The sequence below is a fragment of the Caulobacter sp. GSs2 genome, from assembly GCF_058680895.1.
Genome location: NZ_CM178725.1, coordinates 2,057,556 through 2,071,414, shown reverse-complemented (window position 1 = coordinate 2,071,414; position 13,859 = coordinate 2,057,556). Strand labels below are relative to the sequence as shown.

The following is a 13,859-nucleotide window of genomic DNA, read 5'->3' as shown; positions in this document are numbered from 1 at the left end:
ATGAAAACGACTCTCTTCGCCGGCGCTTCGGTCGGCCTGATCATCCTGGCTTCGGCCACCGCCGCTTCCGCCCAGTCGATCGACTACGGCGCCATGGAGCAGCTGTTCAACGAACCGGTGACCACCTCGGCCACGGGCTCGCCCCAGCGCGCCACCGAGGTCCCGGTCGACATGACCATCATCTCGGCCGATGACATCAAGCGCTCGGGCGCCGGCGATCTGCCGACGATCCTCAGCCGCGTCGCCGGCGTGGACATCCTGAACTTCGCCGCCGGCCAGTCCGATGTCGGTATCCGCGGCTACAATCAGGCCCGCTCGCCGCGCCTGCTGGTCCTGATCAACGGCCGCCAGGTCTATCTGGACCACTTCGGCTACACCGACTGGGCCTCGCTGCCGATCGCCCTGAGCGAAATCCGCCAGATCGAAGTCGTTCGCGGCCCCAACAGCGCCATCTTCGGCTTCAACGCCGTGTCGGGCGTGGTCAACATCATCACCTTCAACCCGAAGTTTGACGACACCAATGTCATCGAGCTGCGGGCGGGCACGGGCGAAAGCACCAGCGTCTCGGCCGTGAAGACCGTTCGCCTGGGCGAGCGTCTGTCCTTCCGGATCTCGGGCGGCGTCGACCACGCCAATGAGTGGAAGAACACCACCTCGGGCACGGGCATTGTCCTGGCCTCGCAGATCCACAACCCGTCGACGGCGCGCGCCAATATCGACGCCGTGGCCCAACTGACCGACAAGGCCAGCCTGCGTGTCGAAGGCTCGATGTCCAACGGCGCTTCAACCCAGGTGATCTCGACCTTCGCCTATGCCTCGCATCGCGTCAAAACCGACTCGATGAAGGCGACCCTGAACGCGGAAACCAGCTTTGGCCTGATCCAGGCCCAGGCCTATCGCAACAATCTGGACGCCCTGACCCCCGGCCGTCGCTACCTGAACAACATCACGGTCTACAGCCTGGAAGACCTGTTCAAGATCGGCGCGGCTCACACCATCCGCGTGGGCGTGGAATATCGCGACAACCAGCTGGACACCGCCTCGTACCAGGGCGCCAAGGTCAGCTACACCGTGCTGGCTCCGTCGGCGATGTGGAACTGGGTCGTCAATCCCAAGCTGTCGCTGACCGCTGCGGCGCGCGTCGACAAGCTGAGCCTGAAGCGGACGGGGTCCTTCCCCGCCGGCGCCCCCCAGAACAACAATGCCCTGTGGGATCGCGACATCACCGAAACCAGCGTCAATCTGGGCGCAGTTTACAAGGCCTCGGACAAGGACACGCTGCGCCTGACCTTCGCCCGCGGCGTTCAGGCCCCGACCCTGCTGGAACTGGGCGGCCTGCTGATCCCGCCGGCCACGCCGGCGCCGACCGGTGGTCTGATCGCCGGCAATCCGTTGCTGGAGCCGGCCCTCGTCAGCAACTATCAGCTGGCCTATGACCGCGCCCTGCCGTCGCTGAACGCCAGGGCCAGCGTCAAGCTGTTCACGCAGAAGACCGAAAGCGTGAAGGGCCAGTTCAGCGGCTCGGCGCTCGATTTCGCGCCGACCGCCACGACCTGGGCCACCTTTACCTACAAGAACGTCTCTGACTCCAAGATGAGCGGCGTCGAGCTGTCGGCTTCGGGCAAGCTGGATGGCGGCTTCCACTGGAACGCCGACACCACCTATACGAACGTCAATGACGCGCCGTTCACCACGCTGTCCTCGATCATCCTGCGCAAGGTGAACTTCGAGGCCACCTCGCCCAAGTATCGCAGCAACCTCGCCGCGGGCTGGTCGAACGACAAGTGGAGCCTGGATGGCTACGCTCACTTCGTGAGCAAGTTCAGCTCCTACAACGGCAACCTGCTGGAGCCAGTCAAGGGCTACACCACCGTCGCCGGCCGCGTCGCCTATGAGTTCGCTCCGGGCGCCGAAGTGTCGCTGAACGGCCAGAACCTGCTGACCGAACGCCAGTCGCAAGCCCGGGGCGCAAGCGGCCTGGAAGCCGAGCGTCGCGTGATGCTGGGCGTCAGCAAGAGCTGGTAAGCGCCAACTAACGCTGGAGAGCGAGGGGCCCCGCCGCAAGGCGGGGCCCTTTTCCGTTGTGGCTCAGGCGTCGTCGCCGGCCTCGACCACACCGCGCATGTGGCCCAGCCAGTCAGGCTCGCCCGCCGCCACGCGGACGAAGGCCTCGGCCAGTTCCTGGGTCGCTTCGCCCAGATTGTAGCGGTTGTCGTTAAATCGCAGCAGGACGCTCTCGATATAGCGGTCCAGCAGGACGCGGTCGTCGCCGGTGAGGTTGTTGCGCATCGGGCAAGCCTAGTCCTGCGGCGCTGCAAGCGCCATGGTTCAGTCCCAGTTCTTGATCTTCTTCTTTCGGCCCAGACCCAGGAGCCCCGGATAGGGGCCCTTGTCGGTGCGATAGAGGCACCAGTCGTCGTCCTTCCTGCAGTCGCCATCGAAGGCCGCTTTCTTGGCGGGATCGATCGCTGCATACATCGCCGGACGGTTCTTGTTTTTCTCGCCCAGGGTCTCGTCGCAGACGGTCTGCTCGGCCTTGGTCAGGGCCAGCCCATCGGCGTTGCGACAGCCAAGTCCGGCGCGGGTCGTCTCGCGCAGGGCCTGGCCGCCGCCGGTGAGGCCCTGCGCCCTGAAGCCGGGCGGGGCGATAGCCGAGGTCTGCGGGGCGGTCGGCGCGGCGACCCCGGGCGCGACCGGGGCGACGGGCGGCGCGGCGATCGGGGCTGTCCGCGTCGCGGGCCTGGATCGGACGGGTGACGTCGCCGGCGGGTCAGGCCTGACGGGCCGCAGCAGCTCCACGCTGAGGACCGGCGGCTCGACCCATTGCGGCATGACCCGGACGCCGGCGACCAGGCCGCCCAGCACCAGCAGGTGCGCGATCGTTGAGGCCAGCACGATCCACGGCGTGGCGCGGCCCTGTCGTTGCGGCGCGGGTCTGTTGGCGATCAGGGCGAAGGCCGCCGGCATCAGTGTCTGTCTCGCCCGTCCAAAACGAGCGCCACGGATAGGGACGGGGTGCGGCGCAAGCATGACCGCAACATCGCCGCGCTGAAATGAAAAGGGCCCGGCGTCGCCGCCGGGCCCTCTCCTGTCTCAGCGATGGAGGAAGCTTTACGCCGCCGCCTTCGTCTTGACGCCGAAGCGGCTGTAGAAGGTTTCACCCTTCTCGGCCATTTCGCGCAGCAGCTTGGGCGGCGTGAATCGCGTGCCGAACTTCTGGGCGAGAGCGTCGCAGCCCTCGACGAAGGCTTTCAGGCCAATACCGTCGATCATGCTGACGGGACCGCCGGTCCAGGGCGCGAAGCCCCAGCCCAGGATCGCGCCGACATCGGCTTCGCGCGGATCGACGATGACGCCTTCCTCGAAGCAGCGGGCGGCTTCCACGGCCTGGCGATAGAGCAGCCGCGTGCGGATCTCCTCGATCAGGGCCTTGTCGGCGTCCGCGATCTTCACCGGAGCAAGGTCCGACAGCCCCTTCCACAGGGTCTTGGGACCGTTCTCCGGATAGTCGTAGAAGCCCTTGCCGTTCTTGCGGCCGAAACGGCCCAGCTCGACCACCATCTTTTCGATGATCGGGGCGAACGGACGGTCCTCGAACTTGTCGCCGAGGTCCTTCTTGGTCTGCTGGGTGACCTTGTAGCCAAGGTCCAGAGCGACGTCGTCGTTCATCTCCAGCGGACCGCGCGGCATGCCGGTGGCGCGACCGACATTGTCGATGATCGCCGGGGCGATGCCGTCGGCCAGCATTTCCAGGCCTTCCTGCACGAAGGTGCCGAAGCAGCGGCTGGTGTAGAAACCACGGCTGTCATTAACGACGATCGGGGTCTTCTTGATCTTCAGGACGTAGTCGATCGACTTGGCCAGGGCTTCCTGGCTGGTCTGTTCGCCCATGATGATCTCGACCAGGCCCATCTTGTCGACCGGCGAGAAGAAGTGGATGCCGATGAAGCTCTCGGGACGCACCGAGGCCTTCGACAGGCCGGTGATCGGCAGGGTCGAGGTGTTGGAGCCGAAGATGGCGGTGTCGGCCAGCTGGGCTTCGGCCTTCTTGGTGACGTCGGCCTTCACTTCGCGGTTTTCGAACACCGCTTCGACCACCAGATCCGAACCCTTGACCAGGGCATAGTCGGTGGTCGGGGTGATCAGGGCCAGGACCTTTTCACCCTTTTCGGCGGTCATCTTGCCGCGCGAGACGGCCTTCTTGACCAGGGCTTCAGCGTAGCCCTTGCCCTTGTCGGCGGCTTCTTGCGTCTGGTCGATCAGCACGCTTTCGATTCCGGCCATGGCCTGGACGTAGGCAATGCCCGCGCCCATCATGCCGGCGCCGAGGACGGCGACCTTCTTGACGTCATAGTGCGGCACGCCGGCGGGACGGCCCGAACCCTTGCCCAGCTCCTGGAGGGAGAGGAACAGGGTGCGGATCATGCCCTTGGCCTGGGGCGTCATCATGGTCTTGAGGAAGTAGCGGGTCTCGATCCGCAGAGCGGCGTCGAAGGGCACCTGGGCGCCTTCATAGACCGCCTTCATGATGTTCAGCTGGGCTGGATAGTTGCCATAGGTGCTCTTGCGCAGCATGGCGTTGCCCATCACGAACACCTGGCTGCCGCCGGGGCTGTAGGGGCCGCCGCCGGGCAGCTTGAAGTCCTTCTTGTCCCACGGGGCGACGGGGTCGCCCTTGGTCTTGACCCAGGTCTTGGCGGCCTCGACCACCTGATCGGCGGGCACGACTTCATGCACGACCTTGGCGGCGAGCGCCTCGGCCGGCTTCATCGACTTGCCTTCCAGCAGGTAGGGCGCGGCGTTCATCACGCCCATCAGGCGCGGCAGACGCTGGGTGCCGCCGGCGCCGGGCAGCAGGCCGACCTTGGCTTCCGGCAGGGCCAGCTGGATCTTGGGATTGTCGGCCACGACGCGATAGTGGCAGGCCAGGGTGATTTCCAGGCCGCCGCCCATGGCCAGGCCATTGATGGCCGCAGCCACCGGCTTGCCGCAGGTTTCCAGGGCGCGGAACGCCTTGTTGAGCGCAAAGCCAGCTTCGAAGGCGGCCTTCAGGCCCTCTTCGCCCGCGCCGCCGCCGCCCAGGCCGCCGGAGCCGCCCAGTTCGCCCAGGTCAGCGCCGGCGCAGAAGCCGGTCGTCTTGCCCGAGGTGATGACGGCGCCCTTGATGTTGGCGTCGCTCTTGATGGTCTCGACGACGTCGCCGATTTCCTTGATCACCGAAGCGGTCAGGGTGTTCATCGTCCGGCCGGGCACGTCGAAGGTGACCAGGGCCACGCCGTCGGAATCGACCTCGATCTTGAAGTTTTCCATGGTGTTAGCTCCTTAGACGCGTTCGATGACGGTAGCGGTGCCCATGCCGGCGCCGACGCACAGGGTGATCAGGGCGGTCTCCTTGTCGGAGCGCTCCAGTTCGTCGAGCATGGTGCTGATCAGCATCGCGCCGGTGGCGCCCAAGGGGTGACCCATGGCGATGGCGCCGCCGTTGACGTTCATCTTGTCGTGCGGGATGTCCAGCGCCTGCATCATGCGCAGGACGACGGCGGCGAAGGCCTCGTTCAGCTCATAGAGGTCGATGTCCTTCACGCCCATGCCCAGGCGCTTGAGCAGCTTCTCGGTGACCAGCGAGGGGCCGGTCAGCATGATCGAGGGCTCGCTGCCGATCGAGGCGGCGCCCTTGATGCGGCCGCGGGGCTTCAGGCCCAGGGCCTCGCCCATTTCCTTGGTGCCGATCAGCACGCCGGCGGCGCCGTCGACGATGCCCGAGCTGTTGCCGGCGTGGTGGACGTGATTGATCTTTTCCACCTGCGGATAGCGCTGGGTGACCACGGCGTCGAAGGCCATCTCGCCCATGCCCGTGAACGAGGCGTTCAGCGAGGCCAGGGTCTGCATGGTGGTGGAGCCGCGCACGGTCTCGTCATGGTCCAGGATGGTGATGCCCAACTGGTCCTTGACGCCGATGACCGACTTCTTGAAGCGGCCGTCGGCCCACGAGGCGGCGGCGCGGCGCTGGCTTTCGACGGCATAGGCGTCGACGTCATCGCGCGAGAAGCCGTACAGCGAGGCGATCAGGTCGGCCGAGACGCCCTGCGGGGCGAAATAGGTCTTGAAGGCGCTGGACGGGTCGGTCGGCCAGGCGCCGCCGTCGCTGCCCATGGGCACGCGGCTCATGCTCTCGACGCCGCCGCCGATGGCCAGCTGGGCCTCGCCGGAAGCGACCTTGGCGGCCGCCATGTTCACGGCTTCCAGGCCCGAGGCGCAGAAGCGGTTGATCTGCACGCCGGCGACGCTCTCGGCATAGTCGGCGGTCAGCACGGCGGTGCGGGCGATGTCCGAACCTTGCTCGCCCACGGGGGCGACGCAGCCGAGCACGACGTCGTCGACATAGGAGGTGTCGAGATTGTTGCGGTCACGGAGGGCTTCCAGGACCTGGCTGGCCAGGGACAGCGAGGTGATCTCGTGCAGAGATCCGTCCTTCTTGCCCTTGCCGCGCGGGGTGCGCACGGCGTCAAAGATGTAAGCGTCGGCCATTTGATGGCTCCTTCCTGCGTCGTCTAAACGGGGGGTGGGGTAAGCGCCGGCTCGACCCGCACATCCGTGCGAACCGAATTGGCGATGAAACAGGTGTGGTGAGCGGCCTCGTGCAGGGCCGTTTCCTCGGCCTCGCTGGGCGGCGCGCCCGCATAGGTGATCCGGGGGCGCAGGTTGACCGTGCTGACCCACATCGCGCCGTGATCGTTTTTGGTCATCAGGCCTTCGGCCGTATCGGCATAGGCGCTGATGTGGAAGCCGGCCCGGCGGGCCAGGTCCAGGAAGGTCAGCATGTGGCAGGCCGACAGGGCCGCCACGAACATCTCTTCGGGATCGACGCCGGCCGGATCCGACCACGGCAGCGGCACGACCGAGGGTGAGGCCGAACCGGTCGTCGTCACGCCGCCGTCAAAAGACAGCGTGTGGACGCGGCTATAGCGGCCCTTGGCGAAGTCCTCGTCGGGCTTCAGAGACCAGCTGATGGTGGCGGTGTGGACCGACATTACTTCCAGGTCCCGATCGGGCTCTTGGCGATCTGGGCGCACTTCAGGCCGCGAGCGCCGGCCTTGGCGCTGTAGGTCACCCGCTGGCCGAACTCCGGCGCGGGCAGGACGCAGGGCGTGAAGCCCGAGGTGGTGACTTCGAGCGACCAGGTCGCGATCTTGGAGCGCAGCAGGTTGTTGCAGACATCGCTGCCCGGCGTCAGCGGCAGCTTGAAGGCTCCCGGCTGCGGACGCTTGCCCACCAGGGTTCCGCTGAAAGTCAGGGGCCGGCGACCGCCGGGGGCCGCGCGAACGCAGACCACGGCGGCGCGCGCGTCGGGCGCGGCGGGCTTGGGGGCCGCCGTGGCGGCCTGGGCCATCAGGGCGAGCGTGAGGATCACAGCGTTCTCGCGATCAGGATCTTCATCACCTCGTTGGTGCCGCCATAGATCCGCTGGACGCGGCTGTCGCGGTACATCCGGGCGATCGGATACTCGTTCATGAAGCCATAGCCGCCGAACAGCTGCAGGCAGCGATCGACGATCTTGTTCTCCAGATCGCTGACCCAGTACTTGGCCATCGAGGCGGTCGAAGCGTCCAGCTTGCCGGCCAGGTGCCGCTCGATGCAGTGGTTGATGAAGACGCGGGCGACGGTCGCCTCGGTCTTGCATTCGGCCAGCACGAACTGGGTGTTCTGGAAGTCGAGGATCGCCTTGCCGAAGGCCCGGCGCTCCTTGACATAGGCGATGGTCAGCTCCAGCGCCCGCTCGATGGTCGCCATGCCCTGAACGCCGATGTTCAGGCGCTCCTGCGGCAGCTGGCCCATCAGCTGGAAGAAGCCCTGGCCCTCGTCCGTGCCCAGCAGGTTCTCGGTCGGAACCTTGACGTCGTTGAAGAACAGCTCGGACGTGTCCTGGGCCTCCTGGCCCAGCTTGTCGAGGTTGCGGCCCCGCTCGAAGCCCTCCGCGCCATCGGTCTCGACGATGAGCAGCGAGGTGCCGCGCGCGCCGGCGGCGGCGTCGGTCTTGGCGACCACGATGATCAGATTGGCGGTCTGACCATTGGTGATGAAGGTCTTGGAGCCGTTGATGACGTACTGGTTGCCGACCTTCTTGGCGGTGGTCTTGATGCCCTGAAGGTCCGAGCCCGCGCCGGGCTCGGTCATGGCGATCGCGCCGACCAGCTCGCCGGTGGCCATTCTGGGTAGCCAGCGGCGCTTCTGCTCCTCGGTCCCGTAGTGGACGAGATAGGGCATGATGATGGCGTTGTGCAGGCTGATGCCGAAGCCATCCACGCCCTTGAGGCCCAGCTGTTCCATCAGCACGACCTCGTGGCGATAGTCGCCGCCGGCCCCGCCATATTCCTCCGGCACGGAGAGGCCCAGCAAGCCGGCCTCCCCCGCCTTGGTCCACATGTCGCGATCGACGCAGTGGTTCTTGCGCCACTGGGCGACCGTCGCTTCAGGCGCGTGCTCGTCGAAGAATTTGCCTACCGCGTCGTCAAAGATCGCGATGTCTTCCTCAGCCATGAAAGCCGGTTTTGCGACGTCGAGCACGCTCATGATCAGAAAGCCTCCGCAGGCAGCGCCATCAGGGTCGCTGAGCCCGTCTTGAGTTTGGTCAGATGCGCCCCAGCGTCAGGCAAGATGCGTTCGATGAAATATTGCGCCGTGACCACCTTGGTCGAATAGAACGGATCGGACGAGCCGGCCGCGATCTTGGCCTGGGCCGCCTTGACCTGCAGGGCCCACATATAGGCCAGGCCCGTCAGGCCGAAGAGGTGCATGTAGTCGGTCGAGGCCGCGCCGGCGTTGTCGGGGTTCTGCAAGCCGTTCTGCATCAGCCACATGGTGCCGTCCTGCATCTGGGCCTTCACCTCGGCCAGGGCCGTGATGAAGGGTTTCAGGCCCGCATCCGTGTCGTTCTCGCCGATGAACTGGTCGATTTCCTGGAAGAAGGTCATCACCGCGCGGCCGCCCTTGGAGGCCAGCTTGCGGCCCACCAGGTCCAGGGCCTGCACGCCGTTGGTGCCCTCATAGATCAGGGCGATGCGGCAATCGCGCATGAACTGGCTGACCGGGAAGTGCTCGGTGAAGCCGCTGCCGCCGTGAACCTGCACCGCGTCGGAACAGATCTTGAAGCCCTTGTCGGTCAGGTAGCCTTTCAGCACGGGCGTCATCAGGCCCATATAGTCCTCGGCCTTTTCCCGGACCTTCTCGTCCGGGTGGCCGTGCGCCAGGTCGCCGTGCAGGGCCGTCCAGAACAGGAAGGCGCGACCGCCCTCGATCAGGGCCTTGCTCTCCAGCAGCATGCGACGCACGTCCGGGTGGACGATGATCGGATCAGCCGGGCCGTCGGCGTTCTTGGGGCCGGTCAGCGAGCGGCCCTGCAGGCGGTCGCGGGCGAAGGCGACGGCGGCCTGATAGGCGGCCTCGCCCTGGGCCACGCCCTGCATGCCGACGCCCAGGCGGGCCTCGTTCATCATCACGAACATGATCTTCAGGCCGGCGTTCTCGCCGCCGATCAGCCAGCCCTTGGCGTCTTCGTATTGCATGACGCAGGTGGCGTTGCCGTGGATGCCCATCTTCTCTTCAAGGCCCACGCACTTGGCGCCGACATTGCGCTCGCCCACCGAGCCGTCTTCCTTGGGCAGGAACTTGGGGACGATGAACAGCGAAATGCCCTTCACGCCGGCCGGGGCGCCTTCGATGCGGGCCAGCACCAGATGGACGATGTTGTCGGCCATGTCGTGCTCGCCGGCGCTGATCCAGATCTTCTGGCCGGTGATGCGATACGTGCCGTCAGCCTGCGGAACCGCCTTGGTGCGCAGCAGGCCAAGGTCCGTGCCGCAGTGCGGCTCGGTCAGGTTCATGGTGCCGGTCCATTCGCCGGTCACCATCTTGGGCAGATAGAGTTCCTTCTGCGCGTCGGTGCCGCCAGTGTGGATGGCCGAATAGGCGCCGTGGGCCAGGCCCGGATACATCGAGAAGGCCATGTTGGCCGAGCTCGACATCTCGCTGAAGGCCAGGTTCACGACGTGCGGCAGGCCCTGGCCGCCATAGGCGGGGTCGGAGCCCAGGCCCGTCCAGCCGCCTTCGCACAGTTGCTTGTAGGCTTCCTTGAAGCCCGGCGGGGTGGTGACTTCGTTGGTGTCCTTGTCCAGCACGCAGCCGTGCTTGTCGCCCACGGCGTTCAGCGGGGCCAGCACCTCGCCGGTGAACTGGGCCGCGGCTTCCAGGATCTGCTCGACCGTATCGAACGAGGCGTCGGCGAAGGCCGGCAGCTGGCCATGCTGATCGATGTTCAGCATGTCGCGCAGGATGAAGACGTGATCGCGAACGGGCGCCTGGTAGGTCATGGAAGGTCCTGGAAGAGAGAGGAGTAGAAGCGGGGAAGCTTACTTGCCGAGCGCGGCGTCCGCGTGACCGTCCAGCCGGGCGCGCAGCACCTGGTCATAGTCGGCGGCGCGGGGCAGCAGGTCGGGGCGGATTTCGGCCAGGCGCTGTTCGAGGCGGGCGCAGGCCTGGTGGAGCTCGATCAGGGCGCCGTCGATGTCTTCGCGCTGCTGCTCCAGCGCGGTGGCGCGCTCGCGGAACTTCTTCAGCGATCGGGCCATCTGGGCCGCGCCGTCGTCGTTCTCGTCATACAGGTCCAGCAGTTCGCGGATTTCCGACAGCGACAGGCCCACCCGCTTGCCGCGCAGGATCAGCTGCAGGCGGACGCGGTCCTTGTGGGAATAGACGCGGTTGAGGCCTTCGCGGGCCGGATTGAGCAGGCCCTTGTCCTCATAGAAGCGCAGGGCGCGGGGCGTGGCTTTGAATTCGTTGCAGAGATTGCGGATCGTGAACGTCCGCTCGGGGCGACGTAGGTCGGCCAACATAGAAACCTCCCAAGAGGAAAGGCCCAGCTACGCGGCGGGGCCGCTTTGTTATCGTTGATCACCCTATTCCGGGTTTCCGTTGACGTCAACGTTTACGTAAACGTCAACCGAAGACCATCGGAATAGGTTTACTTTCCTAGCCTCGCGGCTTATTTTCCTTCCGGCACGGCCACGCTGGAGCTCGCGACATGACGGCGCTTTCGCACACCGAAATCTGGACCGCGATTGACGCGCTCGCAAAGCGTTTCGACATGAGCCCCTCGGCCATGGCCAAGATGGCGGGGCTGGACCCCACCAGTTTCAACCGCTCCAAGCGCACCTCATCAGACGCCGAGGCGCGCCCGCGCTGGCCCTCGACCGAGAGCCTGGCCAAGGTGCTGGAGGCCACCGGCGTGGGCTTTTCCGAGTTCGCCGCCCTCACCGAAACGGCCAAGCGCCCGCCGGCGCGGGGTGTGCCGCTGCTGGGCTTGGCCCAGGCTGGCTCTGACGGTTTCTTCGACGATGCGGGCTTTCCCGTCGGCGAAGGCTGGGACGAGATCGCCTTTCCCGGCCTGCAGGAAGACGGCGTCTATGCGCTGGAGATTTCCGGGGACTCGATGGTCCCGGTATTTCGCGACGGCGACCGCATCCTGGTCTCGCCCTCGATCGAGCCGCGCCGGGGCGACCGGGTGGTGGTCAAGACCAATGCGGGAGAAGTGATGGCCAAGGAACTGGCGCGCGTCACCGCCCGGACGATCGAGCTGACCTCGCTGAACCGGGACTATGGCGACCGCGTGCTGGAGCGGGGCGATGTGGCCTGGATCGCCAGGATCCTCTGGGCCAGCCAGTAAAGCCTAGGTGCGCGGGCAGTTGCCGTGCTGGCCGTTGATATAGGCCAGCAGATCGCCTTCCCAGGGCGCGTCGCAGGACACGTCGACCCGGTAGGAGCCCCAGATGTCGTTGTGCGCGGCTTCCACATGGGCGCCGGGGAATTTGCTGGTCAGGTCACCGAGCAGAGAATCGAATTCCGAACGGTCTGACGGGCGAAGGGTGAACGAAGCCATTGGACTAACCTTGGGGTTCTGATCCTGGAACCTTACGCCCGCAATTGCGGACATTCCCTTAACCGGCAATTCAGGGACCGTTCACCTTAACGGACACGGTGTCGCAGGCACGGTGACTCACCCAGCGCGGGTAAGCGGGGCCTTAGATGCTCCCCCACTGGGGGAGCTGTCGCGGAGCGACTGAGGGGGCTAGCTGGACATAGGCCGCGCTGGCCCCCTCCGGGCCCTTTGGGCCGTCCTCCCCCGGAGGGGGAGGATCTTAACCCAGCTTCTCGTCGATCAGCGCGATCGTCCGGTCCAGGCCGAAGATCGCTGCGAAGGAGCCGAAGCGCGGGCCCTGGCTTTGGCCGAGCAGCACTTCGTACAGGGCCTGGAACCAGGCGCGCAGGGGGTCAAAGCCGTGATCCTTGCCGACCGCGAACACCTCGTTCTGGATCAGCTCGGCGTCCAGGCAGCCGTCCGTCAGGGCCGCGAGGCGGGCGCGAAGGTCGACGATCGCCGCGCGCTCCACATCGGTCGGAGCGCGGAAGGTCTTCGAGGGCTTCACGAAGTCCTCGTAGTAGTTGATCGCATAGCCGGCCAGGCGGTCCAGCAGCGGCTGGGTCTGGGGCGTGGCGCCATCGACATAGCGCCCCAGGAAGCCCCACAGGATGTCCTTGGTCGAGGCGTCGGCGGCCGAAACGAGATTCAGCATCAGGCTGAACGACACCGGCGAGCCCTGCTGCGGCGGCTTGCCCGAATGGACGTGCCAGGCCGGGTTGTCGATTTGCTTGCCCGGCTCCTGCTTCTGGAACGCGTCCAGCTGCTGGAGATATTCGTCCGTCGCCTTGGGGATGACGTCGAAATAGAGCTTCTTGGCCGACTTGGGGCTCTGGAACATGTAGTAGGCCAGGCTCTCGGGCGCGCCATAGCGCAGCCACTCGTCCATGGTCAGGCCGTTGCCCTTGGTCTTGGAGATCTTCAGGTTGTTCTCGTCCATGAAGAGTTCGTAGTGGAACCCTTCCGGCGGCGAGCCGCCCAGCACCTTGCAGACCTGGTTCGAGAGCCGGACGCTGTCGATCAGGTCCTTGCCGCTCATCTCGTAGTCGACGCCCAGGGCCGTCCAGCGCATGGCCCAGTCGGGACGCCACTGCATCTTGACGCCGCCGCCCGTGACCGGAACCTCGGTCAGCTCGCCGTCCTCGTCGCGGAACACGATGGTGCCCTTGGCGACATTGCGCTCCAGGGTCGGCACCTGCAGCACCTTGCCGGTCTTGGGGCTGATCGGCAGGAACGGCGAATAGGTGGCCCGGCGTTCTTCACCGAGTGAGGGCAGCATGATCTTCTGGATGGCGTCGAAACGCTCCAGGGCGATCAGCAGGGTCTCGTCAAAGCGGCCGCCGCGATAGCAGTCGGTGGACGACACGAACTCGTAGTCGAAACCGAACCCGTCCAGGAACGTCCGCAGGCGGGCGTTGTTGTGGTGGCCGAAGCTCTCGTGCTCGCCATAGGGGTCGCGGACCACGGTCAGCGGCTTGTCGAGGTCGGGGATCATGACCTCGCCATTGGGCACGTTCGGCGGGATCTTGCGCAGGCCGTCCATGTCGTCGCTGAACGAGATCAGGCGCGTGGGGATCTTGTCGTCGGTCAGGGCGCGGAACGCCGCGCGGACCATGGTCGTGCGCGCCACCTCGCCAAAGGTGCCCATGTGCGGCAGGCCCGACGGACCATAGCCGGTCTCCAGCACCACCGGTTTGCGCAGGGCCTCCAGGGTGGCGACCGCTTCGTCGGTCTTGCCGGCGTTGATCAGGGTCGAGGCGAGATCGCGCTCGGCGTCGGACAGGCGCAGGCGCAGCGTGCGGGCCAGCAGGGCGCGCGCCTGCTCGAACGGCCAGGCGCGTGCGTCGCGGGCGAGGGGGGAGAGGCCTTCAAACATGCGGGCGGTATA

13 protein-coding genes are annotated in these 13,859 nt (G+C 66.1%); 2 read left to right on the top strand and 11 right to left on the bottom strand.

Features of this window, described 5'->3' with window-relative positions; genetic code table 11:
* Nucleotides 1–2,025, top strand: coding sequence for a TonB-dependent receptor plug domain-containing protein (locus tag ACW17Z_RS10090; protein WP_492055893.1), 2,025 nt, complete (start codon nucleotides 1–3; stop codon nucleotides 2,023–2,025).
* 63 nt (nucleotides 2,026–2,088) lie between these two features.
* Here ACW17Z_RS10090 and ACW17Z_RS10085 read toward each other — a convergent pair whose 3' ends face one another.
* From ACW17Z_RS10085 to ACW17Z_RS10045, 9 genes are all read right to left on the bottom strand, one after another.
* Nucleotides 2,089–2,289: a hypothetical protein gene (locus ACW17Z_RS10085; RefSeq protein WP_419319515.1), complete on the bottom strand. Its 201-nt coding sequence runs from the start codon at nucleotides 2,287–2,289 to the stop codon at nucleotides 2,089–2,091.
* 39 nt (nucleotides 2,290–2,328) lie between these two features.
* Nucleotides 2,329–2,967, bottom strand: a complete 639-nt coding sequence (locus ACW17Z_RS10080; RefSeq protein ID WP_492055892.1) for a hypothetical protein — start codon at nucleotides 2,965–2,967, stop codon at nucleotides 2,329–2,331.
* Nucleotides 2,968–3,111: 144 nt separating this feature from the next.
* Nucleotides 3,112–5,310 carry a 3-hydroxyacyl-CoA dehydrogenase NAD-binding domain-containing protein gene (locus ACW17Z_RS10075; RefSeq protein ID WP_492055891.1) on the bottom strand — a complete coding sequence of 733 codons (2,199 nt, stop codon included), beginning with the start codon at nucleotides 5,308–5,310 and terminating at the stop codon, nucleotides 3,112–3,114.
* 12 nt (nucleotides 5,311–5,322) lie between these two features.
* Entirely contained in the window at nucleotides 5,323–6,528 is a 1,206-nt protein-coding gene (locus ACW17Z_RS10070; RefSeq protein ID WP_492055890.1) for an acetyl-CoA C-acetyltransferase, read from the bottom strand.
* Between the two features lie 23 nt (nucleotides 6,529–6,551).
* Nucleotides 6,552–7,031: an OsmC family protein gene (locus tag ACW17Z_RS10065; RefSeq protein ID WP_492055889.1), complete on the bottom strand. Its 480-nt coding sequence runs from the start codon at nucleotides 7,029–7,031 to the stop codon at nucleotides 6,552–6,554.
* On the bottom strand, nucleotides 7,031–7,411 hold the full coding sequence (locus ACW17Z_RS10060) for a hypothetical protein (RefSeq protein ID WP_492055888.1): 381 nt from the start codon (nucleotides 7,409–7,411) through the stop codon (nucleotides 7,031–7,033). The genes ACW17Z_RS10065 and ACW17Z_RS10060 overlap by 1 nt, the downstream gene beginning before the upstream one ends.
* A complete protein-coding gene (locus ACW17Z_RS10055) occupies nucleotides 7,408–8,571 on the bottom strand; it encodes an acyl-CoA dehydrogenase family protein (protein WP_492055887.1) in 1,164 nt (387 codons plus the stop codon). The genes ACW17Z_RS10060 and ACW17Z_RS10055 overlap by 4 nt, the downstream gene beginning before the upstream one ends.
* Before the next feature lie 2 nt (nucleotides 8,572–8,573).
* Entirely contained in the window at nucleotides 8,574–10,367 is a 1,794-nt protein-coding gene (locus ACW17Z_RS10050; protein ID WP_419319521.1) for an acyl-CoA dehydrogenase C-terminal domain-containing protein, read from the bottom strand.
* A gap of 39 nt (nucleotides 10,368–10,406) precedes the next feature.
* Nucleotides 10,407–10,886 (bottom strand): MerR family transcriptional regulator, encoded by a 480-nt coding sequence (locus ACW17Z_RS10045; protein ID WP_419255911.1) that lies wholly within the window; start codon nucleotides 10,884–10,886, stop codon nucleotides 10,407–10,409.
* Between the two features lie 191 nt (nucleotides 10,887–11,077).
* On the opposite strand from ACW17Z_RS10045, the gene ACW17Z_RS10040 reads away from it, so the two are divergent.
* Nucleotides 11,078–11,719, top strand: a complete 642-nt coding sequence (locus ACW17Z_RS10040) for a S24 family peptidase (protein ID WP_419319523.1) — start codon at nucleotides 11,078–11,080, stop codon at nucleotides 11,717–11,719.
* 3 nt (nucleotides 11,720–11,722) lie between these two features.
* Here the strand turns inward: ACW17Z_RS10040 and ACW17Z_RS10035 are convergent, their stop codons facing one another.
* Together ACW17Z_RS10035 and ACW17Z_RS10030 are read right to left on the bottom strand one after the other, a co-directional pair.
* Nucleotides 11,723–11,932, bottom strand: a complete 210-nt coding sequence (locus ACW17Z_RS10035; RefSeq protein WP_419319524.1) for a hypothetical protein — start codon at nucleotides 11,930–11,932, stop codon at nucleotides 11,723–11,725.
* Between the two features lie 259 nt (nucleotides 11,933–12,191).
* On the bottom strand, nucleotides 12,192–13,847 hold the full coding sequence (locus ACW17Z_RS10030) for a lysine--tRNA ligase (RefSeq protein WP_492055886.1): 1,656 nt from the start codon (nucleotides 13,845–13,847) through the stop codon (nucleotides 12,192–12,194).
* Nucleotides 13,848–13,859: the final 12 nt, after the last annotated feature.

Excerpts from the sequence above, each read along its gene's own strand:
- ACW17Z_RS10090 (WP_492055893.1), top strand. The coding sequence starts at position 1 with ATGAAAACGACTCTCTTCGCCGGCGCTTCGGTCGGCCTGATCATCCTG.
- ACW17Z_RS10085 (WP_419319515.1), bottom strand. The coding sequence starts at position 2,289 with ATGCGCAACAACCTCACCGGCGACGACCGCGTCCTGCTGGACCGCTAT.
- ACW17Z_RS10080 (WP_492055892.1), bottom strand. The coding sequence starts at position 2,967 with ATGCCGGCGGCCTTCGCCCTGATCGCCAACAGACCCGCGCCGCAACGA.
- ACW17Z_RS10075 (WP_492055891.1), bottom strand. The coding sequence starts at position 5,310 with ATGGAAAACTTCAAGATCGAGGTCGATTCCGACGGCGTGGCCCTGGTC.
- ACW17Z_RS10070 (WP_492055890.1), bottom strand. The coding sequence starts at position 6,528 with ATGGCCGACGCTTACATCTTTGACGCCGTGCGCACCCCGCGCGGCAAG.
- ACW17Z_RS10065 (WP_492055889.1), bottom strand. The coding sequence starts at position 7,031 with ATGTCGGTCCACACCGCCACCATCAGCTGGTCTCTGAAGCCCGACGAG.
- ACW17Z_RS10055 (WP_492055887.1), bottom strand. The coding sequence starts at position 8,571 with ATGAGCGTGCTCGACGTCGCAAAACCGGCTTTCATGGCTGAGGAAGAC.
- ACW17Z_RS10050 (WP_419319521.1), bottom strand. The coding sequence starts at position 10,367 with ATGACCTACCAGGCGCCCGTTCGCGATCACGTCTTCATCCTGCGCGAC.
- ACW17Z_RS10040 (WP_419319523.1), top strand. The coding sequence starts at position 11,078 with ATGACGGCGCTTTCGCACACCGAAATCTGGACCGCGATTGACGCGCTC.
- ACW17Z_RS10035 (WP_419319524.1), bottom strand. The coding sequence starts at position 11,932 with ATGGCTTCGTTCACCCTTCGCCCGTCAGACCGTTCGGAATTCGATTCT.
- ACW17Z_RS10030 (WP_492055886.1), bottom strand. The coding sequence starts at position 13,847 with ATGTTTGAAGGCCTCTCCCCCCTCGCCCGCGACGCACGCGCCTGGCCG.